This is a genomic window from Azospirillum sp. FG154 (assembly GCF_057809575.1).
This window is the reverse complement of sequence record NZ_JBMDKF010000002.1, coordinates 93,865-111,897: the sequence shown is the minus strand read 5'-3', so window position 1 is coordinate 111,897 and position 18,033 is coordinate 93,865. Positions and strand designations below refer to the sequence as shown.

General features: G+C 65.3%; 11 protein-coding genes. 5 read left to right on the top strand and 6 right to left on the bottom strand.

From position 1 onward, the window contains the following. Positions 1-2 precede the first annotated feature (2 nt). Together ACODS4_RS02770 and ACODS4_RS02765 are read right to left on the bottom strand one after the other, a co-directional pair. Positions 3-1,427 carry an MATE family efflux transporter gene (locus tag ACODS4_RS02770; protein ID WP_488860489.1) on the bottom strand — a complete coding sequence of 475 codons (1,425 nt, stop codon included), beginning with the start codon at positions 1,425-1,427 and terminating at the stop codon, positions 3-5. 54 nt (positions 1,428-1,481) lie between these two features. Beyond that, on the bottom strand, positions 1,482-2,366 hold the full coding sequence (locus tag ACODS4_RS02765) for an oxidoreductase (RefSeq protein ID WP_488860487.1): 885 nt from the start codon (positions 2,364-2,366) through the stop codon (positions 1,482-1,484). A 126-nt stretch (positions 2,367-2,492) separates the two neighbouring features. Here ACODS4_RS02765 and ACODS4_RS02760 point away from each other — a divergent pair, with 126 nt between their 5' ends. Both ACODS4_RS02760 and ACODS4_RS02755 read left to right on the top strand, forming a co-directional pair. After that, complete coding sequence (locus tag ACODS4_RS02760; protein ID WP_488860485.1) at positions 2,493-3,605, top strand: efflux RND transporter periplasmic adaptor subunit; 1,113 nt, start codon at positions 2,493-2,495, stop codon at positions 3,603-3,605. Continuing rightward, entirely contained in the window at positions 3,605-6,697 is a 3,093-nt protein-coding gene (locus ACODS4_RS02755; protein WP_488860483.1) for an efflux RND transporter permease subunit, read from the top strand. The genes ACODS4_RS02760 and ACODS4_RS02755 overlap by 1 nt, the downstream gene beginning before the upstream one ends. Positions 6,698-6,926: 229 nt before the next feature. Here the strand turns inward: ACODS4_RS02755 and ACODS4_RS02750 are convergent, their stop codons facing one another. Both ACODS4_RS02750 and ACODS4_RS02745 read right to left on the bottom strand, forming a co-directional pair. Beyond that, a complete protein-coding gene (locus ACODS4_RS02750; RefSeq protein ID WP_488860481.1) occupies positions 6,927-9,242 on the bottom strand; it encodes an NADP-dependent malic enzyme in 2,316 nt (771 codons plus the stop codon). A gap of 184 nt (positions 9,243-9,426) precedes the next feature. Further along, on the bottom strand, positions 9,427-10,740 hold the full coding sequence (locus ACODS4_RS02745) for a dicarboxylate/amino acid:cation symporter (RefSeq protein WP_488860479.1): 1,314 nt from the start codon (positions 10,738-10,740) through the stop codon (positions 9,427-9,429). 244 nt (positions 10,741-10,984) lie between these two features. Here ACODS4_RS02745 and ACODS4_RS02740 point away from each other — a divergent pair, with 244 nt between their 5' ends. The 3 genes from ACODS4_RS02740 to ACODS4_RS02730 all read left to right on the top strand — a co-directional run bounded on the left by ACODS4_RS02740 (position 10,985) and on the right by ACODS4_RS02730 (position 15,164). After that, entirely contained in the window at positions 10,985-12,766 is a 1,782-nt protein-coding gene (locus tag ACODS4_RS02740) for a sensor histidine kinase (protein WP_488860478.1), read from the top strand. 2 nt (positions 12,767-12,768) lie between these two features. After that, positions 12,769-14,121 carry a sigma-54-dependent transcriptional regulator gene (locus ACODS4_RS02735; RefSeq protein WP_488860988.1) on the top strand — a complete coding sequence of 451 codons (1,353 nt, stop codon included), beginning with the start codon at positions 12,769-12,771 and terminating at the stop codon, positions 14,119-14,121. Between the two features lie 101 nt (positions 14,122-14,222). After that, entirely contained in the window at positions 14,223-15,164 is a 942-nt protein-coding gene (locus ACODS4_RS02730; protein WP_488860476.1) for a BLUF domain-containing protein, read from the top strand. 13 nt (positions 15,165-15,177) lie between these two features. Here ACODS4_RS02730 and ACODS4_RS02725 read toward each other — a convergent pair whose 3' ends face one another. Further along, on the bottom strand, positions 15,178-15,753 hold the full coding sequence (locus ACODS4_RS02725) for an ANTAR domain-containing response regulator (protein WP_488860474.1): 576 nt from the start codon (positions 15,751-15,753) through the stop codon (positions 15,178-15,180). Positions 15,754-15,811: 58 nt separating this feature from the next. Continuing rightward, entirely contained in the window at positions 15,812-17,785 is a 1,974-nt protein-coding gene (locus ACODS4_RS02720) for a methyl-accepting chemotaxis protein (protein ID WP_488860472.1), read from the bottom strand. Positions 17,786-18,033 lie beyond the last annotated feature (248 nt).

Sequence of the window (18,033 nt, the reverse complement as noted above, 5' to 3'; positions counted from 1 at the left end):
ATCTATTCCTCAGGATTTTTTCGGGATAGCGGATGGGGAGCGTGACGCCGCCCCCAAGCGCCGCCGATCATGGCGACCGCCGTCAGAAGCCCGTATGAGACCGCCGCCAGGGCGGTGATCTGGAACAGGGTGGAAAGTCCGGCGCCGAACCAGATGACCGCCGACCAACCGATGAAGGCTGCGACGATCATGCGGACGGCGCCGGCCAGAACGGGAAACAGGACGCGGTTGGCTCCCTGGCTGGCGAAATAGAGCGCCAATCCCAGCCCGACCGCGCCGTAAACCGGCGCCACGATCCGCAGATAAAGGGCGCCCATCGCCAGAACTTGAGGATCATCGCTGAACAGGCCAATCCAGACTTGCGGGAAGATCGCGGCGGCAAGGCCGATGGCCTCGGTCATTCCGAAGGCGAGAGCGGCCCCGATCCAGGCGATGCGACGCGCCCGCGCCACCTGCCCGGCTCCGATGTTGTGGCCGACCATCGTGACCATGGCGGCGCCCAGCCCGAAGATCAGGGGAATCTGGATGTAATCGAGGCGCGAGGCGATGCCGTACCCGGCGATGGCGTCGGCGCCGAACCGACCGACGGCGGCGGTGACGAGGGTGACGGTGAGATTGACCTGGACCGTGCCAATCGCTGACAAGAGACCGACCCCCATGATGTCCTTGAACAGGCGCGCGCGCAGAGGAACGATCCTGAGTTTCAGCAGGCTCATCGGAGACCGCAAATGCAGCATCAGGGCAAGCGCGGCGAACACATAGTAGATGACCACCGCCGCCCCGCCGCCCGCGACGCCGAGACGGGGAAAGGGTCCCCAGCCGAAGATCAGGGCCGGTGACAGGATGATGAGGAGAACGGCGCCGGACACGATCACCAGCGCCGGAACAGTCACGTTCCCAGCGCCGCGAAGGGCCGACGACAGCAAAGCGGTGATCCAGATCGGGATGGAAGCGACGAACACAATCCCGGAATAGGCGAGCGCCGCCGCCAGCGTCGGTCCCGTTCCCCCCATCGCCTGATAGAGGATCGGTCCGGCAAGGAAGGCCGCCGCCGTGAAAAGGATGCCGAATGCGACGGCCAGGACGACCGCATGCCAGATCAGCGCTTCGGCGTCCGCGCGGCATTTCGCCCCCAAGGCCCGCGCGACGGCCGAGGAGACCCCGCCGCCGATCCCGCCATTGGCCATCATCTGCATGAGCATGAGCACGGGGAAGACCAGGGCGACCCCGGCGAGCGCCTCGGTCCCAAGAAAGCCGACGAAATAGGTCTCGGCCACCCCGACCAGCGTCTGGACGACCAGCACCAGGGTCGTCGGCGCCGCCAAGCGGAGCAACGTCGGCGTCACCGGCCCGTCAAGAACGCCGGGCGGCGTTTTGTACGCGGGGGCCGGGGCCGCTGGACCCTCCTGGCGGGACAGGGCGGTCATGGGTTTTCCTTCATTGGACCGGACGGGCTATGGCATGCGTGGTCCCGACTTGGCTCAGACCGGCAGCCGCAGCATCTTGCGCAGGCTCTTGTCGAAGGCGGCGGTCGGAACGAAACGACGCAGGACGCTGACCTTCCGCGCCAGTTTCCCCGCCGGATAGCGCAGCTTCGGTTCGGAGTCCGTCGCCGCCTTCACGATGGTTTCGGCCACGATCTCAGGCGTGTCGCCGTTTCGGATCGCTTCTTCCACAGCCACGGTCATCCCGGCGCGTGCGGACGCATAGGCGTCGAGCGACCGATCCGACTTGATGAGGTTCCCGTCGAACGACGTTCGGGTATAGGCGGGTTCAACCAGCGTGACCCGAACGCCGAGCGTGCGCAGTTCGTGGTCAAGCGATTGGGAGTAGCCTTCTACGGCGTGTTTCGTCGCCGCGTAGAGCGCGAAATAGGGCGCCGGAATGAATCCATGCGCTGAACTCAGATTGATGATCCTGCCGCTTTTCTGGCGCCGCATGATCGGCAGCACGGCGTTGGTCATGCGGATGACGCCGAACATGTTCACATCGAACAGCGCCTTCGCCTGGGCAAGCGAGGACTCCTCCGCGCCACCGAAAAGGCCGACACCGGCGTTGTTGACCAGAAGATCGATGCGCCCGACGGCGTCCAGCACCTCATTGACGAGGGTCGCCACGGACGCGTCGTCGGTGACGTCGCAGGTCAGCATGGTCACGCCGTCGGGGCCTTCGGCGGTCGCGTGGCGGCTGGTCCCGAACACGTCAAATCCTGCCGCCCGCAGAGCCTTGGCCGCCGCGTATCCGATGCCGGACGATGCGCCCGTCACCAGAGCAACGCCACGATTGGTCTTATCCATTGCGTTCACTTTCTTCTTTGTGCCGGGTTCGGCCTTGAAGGCCGCGTCCGTTCTTCGGCGCGGTCGCAAGCCAGCGTCCACGGTGTTTTGGGGGCGCGCCTTCAATGTCAGTCTGACCCCCGCATTTAGATTGCGTTCAACCTCTATATCCGATATAGATGCTGAACGCAATCTAAATTGACTGAGGCGGCGGGCATGAAAAAGAGACCCATGATCGTGGTGGGCGGCGTTCTGACGGCGGCGCTGGGCGCAGCCGCATTCGTGACGCTGTCCATGCGCGCACAGGAGGCGTCGGCGGTGAGCGATCCCCGGCAGGAGGCGCCGATCGTCCGGCTTGCCGCAGCGGTTCGGGTGGCCGGATCCGAACGCGGCTTCACCGGCGTCGTCGGTGCGAGGGTGCAGAGCAATCTCGGTTTCCGCGTCCCCGGCAAGATCGTGGAGCGGCTGGCGACGGTCGGCCAGCCGGTCAAGGCCGGTCAGCCGCTGATGCGCATCGACGAAACCGACCTGCGCCTCGCGCTCACGGCCAAGCGCAACGCGGTCGCCGCCGCGCGTGCGGTGGTGGTTCAAACCCAGGCGGACGAGCGGCGCTACGCAAGCCTCGTCAACGACGGTTGGGCCTCCCGCCAGCGTCATGAACAGGCGAAGGCCGCGCTGGACACCGCCAAGGCGCAGCTCGCCAGCGCCGAAGCGGACGCCCGGGTTTCCGAAAACGAGGCGACCTACTCCGTCCTGGTGGCTGACAGCGATGGAACGGTGGTCGAAACGCTCGGCGAGCCGGGACAGGTGGTCGCCGCTGGTCAGGCCGTCGTCCGGATCGCGCAGGCCGGTCCGCGCGAGGCGGTGGTGGCGCTGCCGGAAACCATCCGACCGCTGATCGGCTCTGTGGCGGAGGCCAGCCTGTATGGGACCGACGGGCAGCGTTACGCCGCGCGTCTGCGCCAACTGTCGGACGCCGCCGACGCCCAGACCCGCACCTACGAGGCGCGCTACGTGCTCGACGGCGACGCCGCAGCGGCGCCTCTCGGGGCGACGGTGACGATCCGGCTGGCGGGCCGGACGGATCAGGCGGACATGCAGGTCCCGCTGGGAGCCGTGCTGGACGACGGCCGGAGAACCGGCGTCTGGACCTTGGATCGCGCCAGTTCGACGGTGCGCTTCCAGCCGGTCCGGCTGGTCCGGGTGAGCGGCGAAACCGCCGTGATCTCCGGGCTTGACCTTGGCGATCCGGTGGTGTCGCTTGGCGCCCATCTTCTGCATGAGGGGGGCCGCGTCAGGACCGCCGCCGCCGAGAGCGGGGTCCAGTGATGAGCCTCAATCTTTCCGCCATCGCCGTTCGTGAACGGGCCGTCACCCTGTTCTTCATCCTTCTGTTGGCGGCGGCGGGCGCCTTCGCCTTCGTCATGCTCGGTCGGGCGGAAGACCCCTCCTTCACCATCAAGACCCTGACGGTCACGAGCGTATGGCCGGGCGCCACGGCGCGCGAGATGCAGGACCTTGTCGCCGAACCGTTGGAGAAGCGCCTTCAGGAGTTGACCTGGTACGACCGGGTGGAGACGACGACGCGGCCTGGCTACGCCTATATGACCCTGACGCTGAAGGACAGCACGCCGCCGGTCAGGGTGCAGGAGGAATTCTACCAGGCCCGCAAGAAGATGGGCGATGAGACGCGCAACCTGCCGCCCGGCGTGCTCGGCCCCTTCGTCAACGACGAATATTCCGACGTGAGCTTCGCCCTCTACGCGCTCAAGGCCAAGGGCCTGCCGATGCGCGAGCTGGCCCGGCAAGCGGAGATAATCCGCCAGGACCTGCTGCATGTGCCCGGCGTCAAGAAGGTCAACATCCTGGGCGAGCGCCCGGAACGGATCTTCGTCGCGTTCTCCTACGCCAAGCTGGCGACGCTCGGCGTGTCGGCCCAGGACATCATCGCCGCCTTGCAGCGTCAAAACACCGTCACGCCGTCCGGCTCGATCGACACCCAGGGACCGCAGGTCTTCATACGGATCGACGGCGCCTATGACGGAGTGCAGGCGATCGCCGACACGCCGCTCGCCGCCGCCGGTCGGACGTTGAAGCTGTCCGACATCGCGGAGGTCCGGCGCGGCTACGAGGATCCGCCGACCTACATCATCCGTCATCGGGGCGAACCCACGGTCATGCTGGCGACGGTCATGCAAGAGGGCTGGGACGGTCTGGCGCTTGGCAAGGCGTTGGAGGAGCGGGCGACGGCCATCGCGCGGTCGCTGCCGCTTGGAATGACGCTCGACAAGGTGACGGACCAAGCCGTCAACATCACTTCGGCGGTCGACGAGTTCATGGTGAAGTTCGCGATGGCGCTGGGCGTGGTGCTGCTGGTCAGCCTGCTCAGCCTCGGCTGGCGCGTCGGCATCGTCGTGGCCGCCGCCGTGCCGCTGACGCTCGCCGTCGTCTTCCTCATCATGCTGGAAAGCGGTCGCTTCTTCGACCGCATCACGCTCGGCGCGCTCATCCTGTCGCTCGGTCTGCTCGTGGACGACGCCATCATCGCCATCGAGGTGATGGTGGTGAAGATGGAAGAGGGCGTCGACCGCATCAAGGCGGCGGCCTACGCCTGGAGCCACACGGCGGCGCCGATGTTGTCGGGAACGCTGGTGACGATCGCCGGTTTTCTGCCGGTGGGATTCGCGCGCTCGACCGCTGGCGAATATGCCGGAAACATCTTCTGGGTCGTCGGCTTCTCCCTCATCGTCTCCTGGCTCGTCGCGGTGGTCTTCACCCCCTATCTGGGCGTCAAGATGCTGCCGACGATCAAGCCGGTCGCCGGTGGTCACGCGGCGATCTACGGCACCCCGAACTACCAGCGCCTGCGGCGGCTCATCGCCTTCGCCGTGCGCCACAAATTCGTGACCTGCGTCGTCGTCGCCATCGCTTTTGCCTGCGCCATCGTCGGCATGGGCGGCGTCAAGCAGCAGTTCTTCCCGACCTCCGACCGTCCCGAGGTGCTGGTGGAAGTCCGCCTGCCGGAAGGGACCAGCATCGAGACCACGACGGCCTCGGTCGAGAAGATCGAACGCTGGCTGGCCGATCAACCGGAGGCGAAGATCGTCACGAGCTACATCGGTCAGGGCGCTCCCCGCTTCTTCATCGCTTTGTCGCCGGAACTGCCTGATCCCGCCTTCGCCAAGATCGTCGTGCTCACGCCGGACGCCGAGGCGCGCGAGACCCTGAAGCGCCGGATGCGGCAGAGTGTGGCGCAGGGCTTGGCGCCCGAGGCCTATGTGCGCGTCACCCAGCTCGTCTTCGGACCCTACACGCCGTTCCCGGTCGAATTTCGGGTGATGGGGCCGGATCCGGCGCAGCTCTACGTCCTTTCCGAAAAGGCGCTGGCCATCATGCGGAGCGTGCCGGACGTCCGGCAGGCCAACCGGGATTGGGGCAACCGCACGCCCGTGCTCCGCTTCACGCCCGACCAGGATCGCCTGAACCTCATCGGTCTCTCACCGGCTGAAGTCGGCCAGCAGCTCCAGTTCCTTCTCACCGGGATCGCCGTCACCCAGGTCCGCGAGGACATCCGCAATGTCCCCATCGTGGCGCGCAGCGCCGGGGGCGAACGCCTGGATCCGGCGCGTCTGGCCGATTTCTCGCTGACGAGCCGGACCGGCCAGTCAATCCCGCTTGACCAGATCGGCCATGCGGACATACGGCTGGAAGAACCGATCATGAAACGCCGGGACCGGACGTCGGTCATCACGATCCGCTCGGACTTCAACGAGGCGACCCAGCCGCCGGAGGTTTCCAAACAGATCATGACCGCCCTTCAGCCGCTGATCGCCTCGCTTCCGCCCGGCTATCGCATCGAAACGGGCGGATCGATCGAGGAAGCGGCCAAGGCCAACACGGCGCTCGGCAAGGTCTTCCCCGTCATGATCGCGGCCATGCTGGTTTTCATCATGCTGCAAGTGCGCTCCTTCTCGACGATGGCCATGGTCTTGCTGACGGCGCCGCTCGGCGTCGTCGGCGTCGTGCCCATGCTGCTCGCCTTCAACCAGCCCTTCGGTTTCAACGCCATCCTTGGCCTGATCGGTCTGGCCGGCATCCTGATGCGCAACACGCTGATCCTGACCGAACAGATCAAGGAGAACCAGGCGGCAGGCTATGATGACTATCACGCCGTCATCGAGGCCACGGTGCAGCGGACGCGACCGGTGATCTTGACCGCCCTTGCCGCCGTGCTGGCCTTCATTCCCCTCACCCACTCGGTCTTCTGGGGATCGATGGCCTACACGCTGATCGGCGGCACGGCGGTCGGCACGGTGCTGATCCTGCTCTTCCTTCCCGCTCTCTATGCGGCATGGTTCCGCATCAAGCCGACGACGGTCGGCGATACGTCACACTCCCATGCCCGTCTCGGCGTGATCTGATGGCGACGGCTTTTAATCCTGATCTGCCAGGATCAAGAGCTTCGGTGGCATGGGCCTCCGCCATACCAGTCGGCAAATACCAGCGGTCATCCCGGTTCCCCACAGATCCTACACCACCGCTGGGGATGTGATCTTGGTGGTTGCGGTGGTTCCGCTGTGTGTGGTTCCAGGCAGCACGCCCCCTCACCCAGCCCTCTCCCCGTTGGGGAGAGGGCTTTTTGGGAGTGGGTTACTCGTCGTCGGACAAGACCGGCGGGCGGGGGGCGGCGTTGACGGGGGTGGAGAGTTGGGCGTCCACCACCGCGACGGCGGTCATGTTGACCAGACCGCGCGTCGTCACCGATGGGGTGACGATGTGGACCGGACGTTCGACGCCCAGCAGGATCGGGCCGACATTCTGCGCTTCGCCCAGGATTTTCATCATGTTGAAGGCGATGTTGGCGGCGTCCAGCGTCGGCATGACCAGCAGGTTGGCTTCGCCCTTCAGACGGCTGTCGGGCAGAACCTCCTTGCGGATGGCTTCGGCCAGCGCGGCGTCGGCGTGCATTTCGCCGTCGATCTGCAAATCGGGCATGGTTTCAGACGCCAGCTCGAACGCCTTGCGCATCTTGCGGGCCGATGGGGTGTCGGCGCTGCCGAAGTTGGAGTGGGAGAGCAAGGCGACCTTCGGCTCGATGCCGAAGCGCTGAACCTCGTCCGCCGCCAGACGGGCGATTTCCGCCACCTCTTCGGCGCTGGGGTCGGCGTTGACGTAGGTGTCGGTGATGAAGTGAACGCCCTTCTGCGAAATCAGCGCGTTCATCGTGGCCGCGACCTTCACGCCCTTGCGCAGCCCGATCAACCCGGCGATGTGGCCGAAATGCTCGTTGAAGCGGCCCGACGTGCCGCAGACCATCGCGTCGGCCTCGCCCCGGCGGACCATCAGCGCGCCGAAGACGGTCGGCTGGGTGCGCACGACGTTGGCGGCGTGGGACGGGGCGACGCCGCGACGGCCCATCAGCTTGCGGTAGGCCTCGGCGTAGCTGTGATAGCGCAGGTCGCGGATGATCTCGATCACCTCGACGTCGCGACCGATCTTCAGGCGCAGGCCCATTTCGCCGATGATGCGCTCCACCACCTCGCGGCGGCCGATCAGAATCGGTTGGGCGATGCCGTCGTCAACCACCACCTGGGCGCAGCGGATGACGCGCGGATCCTCGCCTTCGGCGTAGACGACGCGCTTGGGCGCGCTCTTGGCCTTGGTGATGACCGGCTTCATGAACAGGCCGGAGCGGATGACGTATTGGTTCAACTGCTCGCGGTAGGCGCGGAAATCGGCGATTGGACGGGTGGCGACGCCGGATTCCATCGCCGCCTTTGCCACCGCCGACGACACTTCGACGATCAGGCGCGGGTCGAAGGGCTTGGGCAGGATGTATTCCGGACCAAAGCGCAGCGTCTCGCCGACATAGGCCGCCGCCACCACGTCCGACGGCTCGGCGCGGGCGAGGCTGGCGACCGCGTGGGTCGCGGCGATCTTCATCTCTTCGTTGACGGTGGTCGCCCCGACGTCGAGCGCACCCCGGAAGATGAAGGGGAAGCACAGGACGTTGTTGACCTGGTTGGGGAAATCCGACCGCCCGGTGGCGATGATCGCGTCGGCGCGGGCCTCGCGCGCCAGATCGGGCATGATTTCCGGGGTCGGGTTGGCCAGCGCCAGGATCAGCGGCTTGTCGGCCATACGGCCCAGCAACTCCGGCTTCAGCACGTTCGGGCCGGACAGGCCGAGGAAGATGTCGGCCCCGTCGATCACGTCCGACAGGACGCGCGCGTCGGTGTCCTGCGCGTAGGCGTCCTTATACTCGTTCATCTCCTCGTTCCGGCCCTTGTGGACCAGACCGACGCGGTCCACCAGCCAGACATTCTCGCGTTTGACGCCCAGGCTGACCATCAGGTCCAGGCAGGCGATGCCCGCCGCGCCGCCGCCGGTGGAGACCACCTTGACCGAGCCGATGTCCTTGCCGACCAACGCCAGACCGTTCAGCACGGCGGCGCCGACGACGATGGCGGTGCCGTGCTGGTCATCGTGGAACACCGGGATCTTCATCCGCTCGCGGCAGCGGCGCTCGACCTCGAAGCAGGCCGGGGCGGCGATGTCTTCCAGATTGATCGCGCCGAAAGTCGGCTCCAGCCGAACGATGGTCTCGACCAGCCCGTCAACGTCCAGCTCGTTCAGTTCCAGATCGAAGCAGTCGATGCCGGCGAATTTCTTGAAGAGGACGGCCTTGCCCTCCATCACCGGCTTGGCGGCCAACGGGCCGATGTTGCCCAACCCCAGAACGGCGGTGCCGTTGGTGACGACGGCGACCAGATTGGCGCGCGCCGTCAGTTCGGCGGCCTGGGCCGGATCGTTGGCGATGGCCATGCTGGCGACCGCCACGCCCGGCGAATAGGCAAGCGCGAGATCGCGCTGGTTGGCCATGGGCTTGGTCGCGACCACCGCCAGCTTTCCGGGGCGGGGGTTGCGGTGATACTCAAGCGCCATTGCGTCAAAATCGCCGGACATGGGGTCTCTTCCTCCGATTAACGTGATTTAGGTTAATTTCTTGAGGCTGCGTTATCCTGTTCGCCGGTTATAGCGCAGGAGAACGTCCCGTTCAAAAGAGAAAGGGACGATTCGAACCCTGCCGAACCGTCCCTGCCACTTTACATGACCCTGACGAGGTCAGCGCGGGTCATCTTTGGAATTTTCAGATCCGGGCCAGCGCCGGTTCCTTGAAGTGATGCTGATACTCGGCGACCGCCTTGCTCTCGTCGAACTCGCCTTCCATCTTGGCGATGACGACGGTGGCGACGCCGTTGCCGATCAGGTTGGTCAGGGCGCGGGCCTCCGACATGAAGCGGTCCACGCCCAGCAGCAGGGCCAGCCCCTCGATCGGCAGCACGCCGGTGGCCGACAGGGTGGCGGCCAGCGTCACGAAGCCGCCGCCCGTCACCGCCGCCGCGCCCTTGGACGTCAGCATCAGGATGACGAGGATGTAGAGCTGCTGCCAGATCGTCAGATCGACGTTGAAGGCCTGGGCGATGAAGATGGCGGCCATCGACAGATAGATGGACGTGCCGTCGAGGTTGAAGGAATAGCCCGTCGGGATGACCAGACCGACGACATGCTTGGAGCAGCCGAACTTCTGCATCTTCTCCATCATGCGCGGCAGGACGGATTCCGAGGAGGAGGTGCCCAGAACGATCAGCAGTTCCTGGCGGATGTAGCGGACGAAGCTCCAGATGCTGAAGCCGTAGAGCTTGGTGATGGTTCCCAACACGACGAAGATGAAGATCGCCATGGTGATGTAAACCGACGCCATCAACTGGCCCAGCGAGGTCAGCGACGAGACGCCGTATTTGCCGATGGTGAAGGACATGGCGCCGAAGGCGCCGACCGGGGCGACGCGCATCAGGATGCCGATGACGCCGAACAGCGCGTGGCCGACCTTGTCGAAGATGTCCTCGACCAGCTTGCCCTTCTGGCCCATGGCGGCCAGCGCCACGCCGAAGACCACGGCGAAGAACAGGATTTGCAGCATGTCGCCCTGGACGAAGGCGCCGACGATGTTGTCGGGAACGATGCCGACGATGAAGTCCATGAAGCCGTGCTCTTTCGCCGTCGTGGCGTATTTCTGCACGGAATCGGCCTTCAACTGGCCGGGCACGATGTTCATCCCGCCGCCCGGACGGACGAGGTTGACGACCAGCAACCCGATGCCCAGCGCGAAGGTGGTCACGACCTCGAAATACAGCAGGGCCTTGCCGCCGACCTTGCCGACCTTCTTCAGATTGCCGATGGAGGAGATGCCGGTGACGACGGTCAGGAACACGATGGGGCCGATCACCATCTTGACCATCTTGATGAACAGATCGCCCAGCGGCTTCATCTCCACCGCGATGGACGGGTAGAAATGGCCCAGCAGGATGCCGAAGGTGATCGCGGTCAGAACCTGAACGGTCAGGTTGGTGTAGAAGGGCTTCTTCACCGGCCCGTGGGCGGCGGTCGCGTCTGCGCTCATGGTCATCTCCTCGTGGCGTTCCTTGGTGGGGCGTCCGCTCTCTGGCGGGCTGCGCCGGACTTGGTTGCCTATGAAAGCAAGCGCTGGGCCAATTGCTGAATCCAGCAACATCAAGGATTTGAGGAAAAGGCTTGAGCGAAAATCCGCACGACAAGCCCCATCGCGATGTGCGAAAATCCGCACATTCGTGGCTCTTGGGATGGATTGTTGCGGTGCAACATGCGCTTTGACGGCGTTCGGTCCAATGCGTGACCGAATCGGGACATATTCGGTCAGCGGCCTGATCGCGGGCGCGTTGGCGCAACCTCGGCGGTTGTTGCTGGCGTTGCTTCTGCTGGGCGTTCCGTTGGCCGCCGCCTTGGCGGCAAGCTGGTCGGCGGGGTTGGCCGAGGCGGATGTGCGGGAGCGGGTCCAGGCGCAATTGGCCCTCTACGACGCCAATTTGCGGGCTGAGTTGGAGCGTCACGCCGCCGTTCCCCTGGCTTTGGCGCAAGACGCCGAGGTCACAACCCTGCTGGCCGACCCGACCCCCGCCCGCGTGGAGCGGATGAACGCCAAGCTGGCGGGCATCGCCCAGGCGCTGGGCGCGTCGGCGCTGTACATCATGGACGGGACCGGCTTGACGTTGACCGCCAGCAATTGGAACGGCGTCGGCAGCTTCGTCGGGCAGAATTTCGCCTATCGGCCCTATTTCCGTCTGGCGATGGAACGGGGCGAGGGCCACCATTTCGCCCTTGGCACCACCTCCTTCATTCCCGGCTATTACACCGCCCATCGGGTGGTGGCGGAAAACCGCACAGTGGGCGCGGTGGTGCTGAAGGTCGGTTTCGAGCGGCTGGAGCGGGCCTGGGCGCCGGGGCAGGAAAAGCTGCTGGTGACGGACCGCGATGGCCTGGTGTTCATCACCAACGTCCCCGATTGGCGCTACCACGCCCTGCCCCGCCAATTGCCGATCAGCCTGCCGATCACGCCCAGCGGCAGCAGCGAGGGGCTGGACGTGCTGCCCTGGGCCTTCGGCGGCGCGTCGGACCGCATCGCCCTGGCCGAGGCGGGCGGCGAGCGCCGCTATCTGTTGGCCTCCGTCGCGATGTCCGGCGGCGACTGGACGCTGCACAGCCTGACCAGCTTGGATCCGGTGACGGTTCGCGGACAGGTCGCCGGGCTGCTGGCCGCCGCTTTGGCGGCTTTGGCGGCGGTGGCGGTTTACGCGCTGGCTCTGCGCCGCGCCGCGCTGACCGAACGGTTGGCGCTTCAGGAGGCGGCGCGGGTGGAGTTGGAGCGCCGGGTCGCCGAAGCGACCGCCGAATTGCGGGCGACCGAGAATGAATTGACCCAAGCGGCCAAGCTGGCGGCGCTGGGCCAGATGTCGGCGGGGATCGCGCACGAGATCAACCAGCCGCTGGCCGCCCTGCGCAGCTTCGCCGACAACGCGGTGGTGTTGCTGGAGCGCGGGCGGACGGACTCGGTGCGGGCCAATCTGGCTGAGATCGCCGACCTGACCGACCGCATGGCGGCGATCACCCGCCAGTTGAAGGGCTTCGCCCGGCGGGCGTCGGGCGCCGTGGGGCCGGTGTCGGTCCAGGGCGCCGTCGCCCAAGCGCTGGCGCTGTTCGAGGCGCGCTTGCGGCGCGAGGACGTGACGGTCGATCTGGATCTTCCAGACTCGCCGGTGTGGGTGGTGGGCGAGGATGTCCGCCTGCAACAGGTGCTGGTGAATTTGATCGGCAACGCCGCCGACGCCATGCGCGACTCCCCCCGCCGCCATCTGCGGATCACGGCGCGCGCGCTGGAGGATGGATTGCTGTTGAGCGTCGCCGACAGCGGCGTCGGCATCGCCGAAGCGGATTTGCCCCGCCTGTTCGTTCCCTTTTTCACCACCAAAGAGGCCGGCGACGGGCTGGGGCTGGGTCTGTCGATCAGCCATGGCATCGTCGAGGATTTGGGCGGCAGCCTGACCGCCGGCAAGCACGCCGACGGCGGGGCCGTTTTCACCCTGCGCCTCAAAACAATGGACAACCCGTCATGACCATGCCCGACGCGGGAAGCGGCTGCGTTCTCTTTGTCGATGACGAACGGGCGGTTCGGTTGGCCGGGCAGCAGGCGCTGGAACTGGCCGATTTCTCCGTCACCGCCTGCGACAGTGCGGAGCGCGCCCTGCGCCACATCGGGCGCGATTGGCCGGGCTGCCTCGTCACCGATCTGCGGATGCCGCAGATGGACGGCTTGACGCTGATGGCGCGGGTACAGGCCATCGACCCGGAATTGCCGGTCATCCTCATCACCGGCCATGGCGACGTGCCGATGGCGGTGGAGGCGATGCGCAAGGGCGCCTATGATTTCCTGGAAAAGCCCTTCCCGTCGGATCGGTTGACGGAAACCGCGCGGCGGGCGGTGGAAAAGCGCCGTCTGGTTCTGGAAAACCGCCGCCTGCGCGCCGCCCTGTCCGGCGGGGGGGAGGCGACGCACAGCATCGTCGGGCGCACGGCGGGGATCGAGCGGCTGCGCGCCGCCATCGCGGCGGTGGCCGACACCGACGCCGACGTTCTGGTGTTGGGCGAAACCGGCACGGGAAAAGAAATGGTCGCCCGTTCGCTCCACGCCGCCAGCGTCCGCCGCAAACACCCCTTCGTGGCGCTGAATTGCGGGGCGATGCCCGAAGCCATCTTTGAAAGCGAATTGTTCGGGCATGAGGCCGGGGCCTTCACCGGGGCGAGCAAACGGCGGATCGGGCGGATCGAGCATTCCAGCGGCGGCACCCTGTTCCTCGACGAAATCGAAAGCATGCCGCTGTCGCTTCAGGTCAAGCTGCTGCGGGTCATTCAGGAACGGGTGGTCGAGCCGCTGGGGTCGAACGAACTGATTCCGGTTGATCTGCGCGTGGTCGCCGCGACCAAAATTGATTTGAAGCAGGCCGCCGCCGCCGGGAAATTCCGCGAGGATCTCTATTACCGCCTGAACGTCGTCGTCGTCGCCATCCCCCCGCTGCGCGAGCGGCGCGACGACATCCCGTTGCTGTTCCAGCATTTCGTGCTTCAGGCCGCCAACCGCTACAACCGCGAACCGCGCGCCCTGTCGCCCGCCCAGACGCAACGGCTGGTCAGCCAGGATTGGCCCGGCAACGTCCGCGAACTGCGCAACGCCGCCGACCGTTTCGTCCTGGGTCTGGACGAAGCGACGGCGGAGCCGGATCCGCCCGCCCGTTCCACGGCCCTGTCGCTGTCTGAGCAGGTGGATCTGTTCGAGAAAGGGCTGATCCAAAGCGAGCTTGCCCGTCACAAGGGAAGCGTGAAGGCGGCTATCGAAGCCTTGACCATTCCGCGCAAGACTTTTTACGACAAGCTCAAGAAGTATGGCTTGAGTCGGGACGATTTTATCGACTGATTGATTGTGATATTTTATTGTTTTTCCTTTGTTAATCCTAGTGGCGTGTGAGTTGTTGAGAAAATATTTAATGAGAGTGTATTGCGTAAAGCATCAATTTGGTGTTTTCCCTGATTGGCTGGACGCCATCGCCCACCTTACAAAACATATGGGTTTTAAAATGGCTGTTCAGGGGAGAAGGCATGTGCAGCCAGGAATCTGTGTTGAAATCGGCGTCTGTTCTGGTGATTGAGGACAATGAGTTCACAAGCCGCTTGATCGCCACCATTCTGCGAAAAATTGGCGTCGGCACGGTGTATGAAGCGTCGTCGGCCTGGAACGCCTTCAACATTTTGAACATTTCGCCGGTCAGCCTGATCCTTTGCGATCTTGACATGGAGCCGATGGGCGGACTGGCCTTCATCACGCTGCTTCGGTCAGGCCGCTTGCCCGAAGGCATTGCGCCGAAGGTTCCGCTCGACACCGGAATTCCCGTCGCGGTGCTGACCGCCCACACCGCGCCGGAAATCGTCAAACGCGCGCGTGACGTTGGCGCCACCGCTTTCCTGACCAAACCAATCAACCCGAACCTGTTGCGGCAGCGTGTTGAATCGCTTCTGCGCGAAAGGGGGACCTCCCGCGCCAACGGCTTGCTGCGCATCGTGTTTTGCAGCGAGATCGCGGCGAACGTCACGAAGGAGCACATCAAATCCATCCTATCCGCGTCTCAAACCAAGAATCCGGCGCGGAACATCAGCAGCATGCTCTGTTTCAACACGGCCCATTTTTTGGAGATTCTCGAAGGCCCGCATCGAGTGGTGGAGGCGCTTTACAGCAAAATTCTTCTCGACACCCGACACCGCAATGTGAGGACGGTCATCAAGGCCGGGATTGACAATCCTATCCTTGAAAACTGGTCAATGTTCTTTATGGGAAACGAACCATTCATGGTTGATCTGTATCGCCGTCATTGCGGCTGTGACCGCTTTGCGCCTGACGGCATGGAGCCGCCGCAAATCATGGGATTTCTAACCGAAATCATCGTGCGCCACCAAAAGTCTTGACCAGCGCGCGCCATCACCGCTTCAGCAAATCAGCCAAATTCAGCACGGCCTCGGCGACGTCCACCAGCCGTTTGTTTTGGTCCATCGCCATTCGGCGCAAGGTCTTATAGGCGTCGTCTTCGCTCAGGTCGCGGTGGGTCATCAGCAGGCCCTTGGCCCGCTCAATCCGTTTGCGGTCGCTCAACGCGGCGCGGGATTTTTCCAATTCCTCGTTCACCGCGCGGTAGCGGTCGAAATGCCCGGCCACCGTGTCGATGATCGAGCGGACCAGCTTGGCGCTCAACCCGTCCACGGCGTACAGGCTGACGCCCGCGCGGACGGCGCGCGCCATCAGCGGGCGGTCCTCCTCGCCGATCAGCAGGGCGACGGGGCGCGGGGTCTCCTGGTTGATCGACATCAGATCTTCCAGGTAATCGCGGTTGGGCGCGACCAGATCGACGATGATGACGTCGGGGCGGTGGGCCTGGATGGCGGCGCGCAAATCGGCGTCGACGCCGATCACGGCGGCAATGACCGCGCCGGTTTCGCGCAGGCTGCTTTCCACCAAAGCGGCCCGTTCGCTGTCGTCATCGACCACCAGAACCCGCACCGTCGCCGCCTCCCCGTCCACCGCTTCTATTGTCTCAGCAAATCATAGGCCGCCAGGGTCAGGCCACCCGAACCGTGTCGATGAAACCCTTCAAATCGCCGCGCAAGGTTCGCGTCAAACCGTCCAGATCACGGGCGGCGTCCAGCACGCGCCCGGCCATGGCGCCGGTGTCGTCGGCGGCCCCAGCGACGCCCTCCACGGCGCCGGACACGGTTTGCGCGCCGTCGGCGACGTCCTGGATGGTCGCGGCGATCCGGTCGGTCGCGGCCTCTTGCTGGGCCAGGGCGGCGGCGACGCGGGTGATGACGCCGTCCATGCTGGCGACGGTGTCGCGGATCGAGGCGATGGTGTCCACGGTCGCCAGCGCGGCGTCTTGGATCGCCTGAACCTGCCGGGCGATGTCGTCGGTCGCCCGCGCCGTCTGGGTCGCCAGGGTCTTGACCTCGCCAGCGACCACGGCGAATCCCTTCCCCGCCTCTCCGGCGCGGGCGGCCTCGATGGTGGCGTTCAGCGCCAACAGGTTGGTTTGTCCGGCGATCTCGTGGATCAAGCCGACCACCTTGCCAATCTGGTTGGCGGCGTCGTGCAGGCCGCCAACCGTGCCGTTGGTCCGTTCAACCTCCGACACGGCGGTGGCGGTGATGCGCAGGGTTTCTTCGGTTTGGCGGTTGATGTCGTGGATGGCCGCGCTCAACTCCTCCGCCGCCTTGGCCACGGTGCGCACGCCGTCGAGCGATTGGCGCGACGCCGACGCCATGCTGAGCGAGCGTTGGCTGTTCTGCCCGGCCATCTCCGCCATGCGTTGGGCGCTGTCCCGCATCCGCCCGGCCATGTCGGCCATGGTGGACAGAGCGGAGTCGCTGGAACTGCCAAAATCATGCACGGCGTCTTCCAAAATCTGCTGACGCTCTTCGCTCCGGTCACGCTCCTGTTGCTGCTGGGCGGCGAGGCTGGCGGTGTTGCCCAAACCTTCCTGGAACAGGCGTTGGGCGTCGCGCGCCCATTCTGGGGCGTTCGACGGCAGGGCGGCGGCCCGCATGGCCTGAGCCACCCGTTCGGACCACCGAGCCTGCGCGGTCAAGCGGCGGCGGGTCCACCAGCCAATCAGGCGCAGCCGTGGCGTGGCGTTGGCGAGCGGCGCCGCGAAATCCTGGCGCGCCTTGGCCAGCGCGGTGGCGCAGGCGCCGCCCAAATCGGCGATCAAGCGGTCTTCCACCCGCTTGATCGCGTCGATCCGCCGGGTCGCGGCGGCGAACCAAGCGGGGCCTTCGACGTCTTCGAGCGCGCCGCTCAGGCCGCCGTCGCGGGCGACGCGGCGCATCCGCTCGAAATCGGCTTGATCCGATAGGGCGACGCGCAAGGCTTCGGCCTGTTCCGGCGCGACGTTTTCCGCGACGACCGCGAACGAGCGATTTTGCGCGGTGATGAGGGCGGCGAAGCGCCGATGCAGCCCTGCGTCGAACCGCCCGGCGGAAAAACCGGCGGCGCCCGTCGCCCGTTCCTGTCCGGCCTGTTCCTTGCCCCGCATGAGGTTGAAGGCGGCGATCAGGGCGCGCGACACGACCGGATCGGACGACACGTCGGCCGCCGCCGACACGGCGCTCAGCAACGCGCCGATCAAGCCGCAGAAAAAGGCGAAGGTGTCTTTTGGGGCCAAGTCCAGGCGCCCCGCCCGTTCCCGCAGATCGGGCAACGCGTCGAGATCGGCGAGCGCGCGGCGGATGTCGCCAAACAGCGCCGCGCCATGGACCATGCGGTCCAACTCAGCGAAGCGGGCGCGCAATTCCTGCTCGTATTTTTGGCAAAGCGCCGTCTGTGGGGCTATTTGCTCAGAAAAACGGCGTCCGCCGCTTCCCAGATGGATGTTCCAGAGGCCACGTTCCTTTTGCAGTTCATGGATCAGGGCGGCGGTGGCGGAAACGACGGTGCAGACCGCAGAAAGCTGCTCCAAATCACGCAGGGTCCGGAACTTCGCCGCCAGAACGAAGCGCGCGGCGGCGTGCAGATCGCTGTGCAGGATGGGGTGTTTCATGCGGATCATCCTTTGCGGTCGGGTGCCCATCAAAAGAGCTAGGTCCTTTGGATGGGATGCGGTCGTGTGTTGCAACGCAAAATACGGACCATTTTGGCAAAGACCGGCAAAAAGACTTGCTGAGGATGGTTTGTGCCGATTCTTTGGGCTTGCCGCTGAAACGTTGGGCAACGACAGGGGCAAGGCGTTGCCGAAGCGGCGCAATTCGGCTTAGAGTGCCGCCGCTTGTAACGGCGCGCGGATGATGG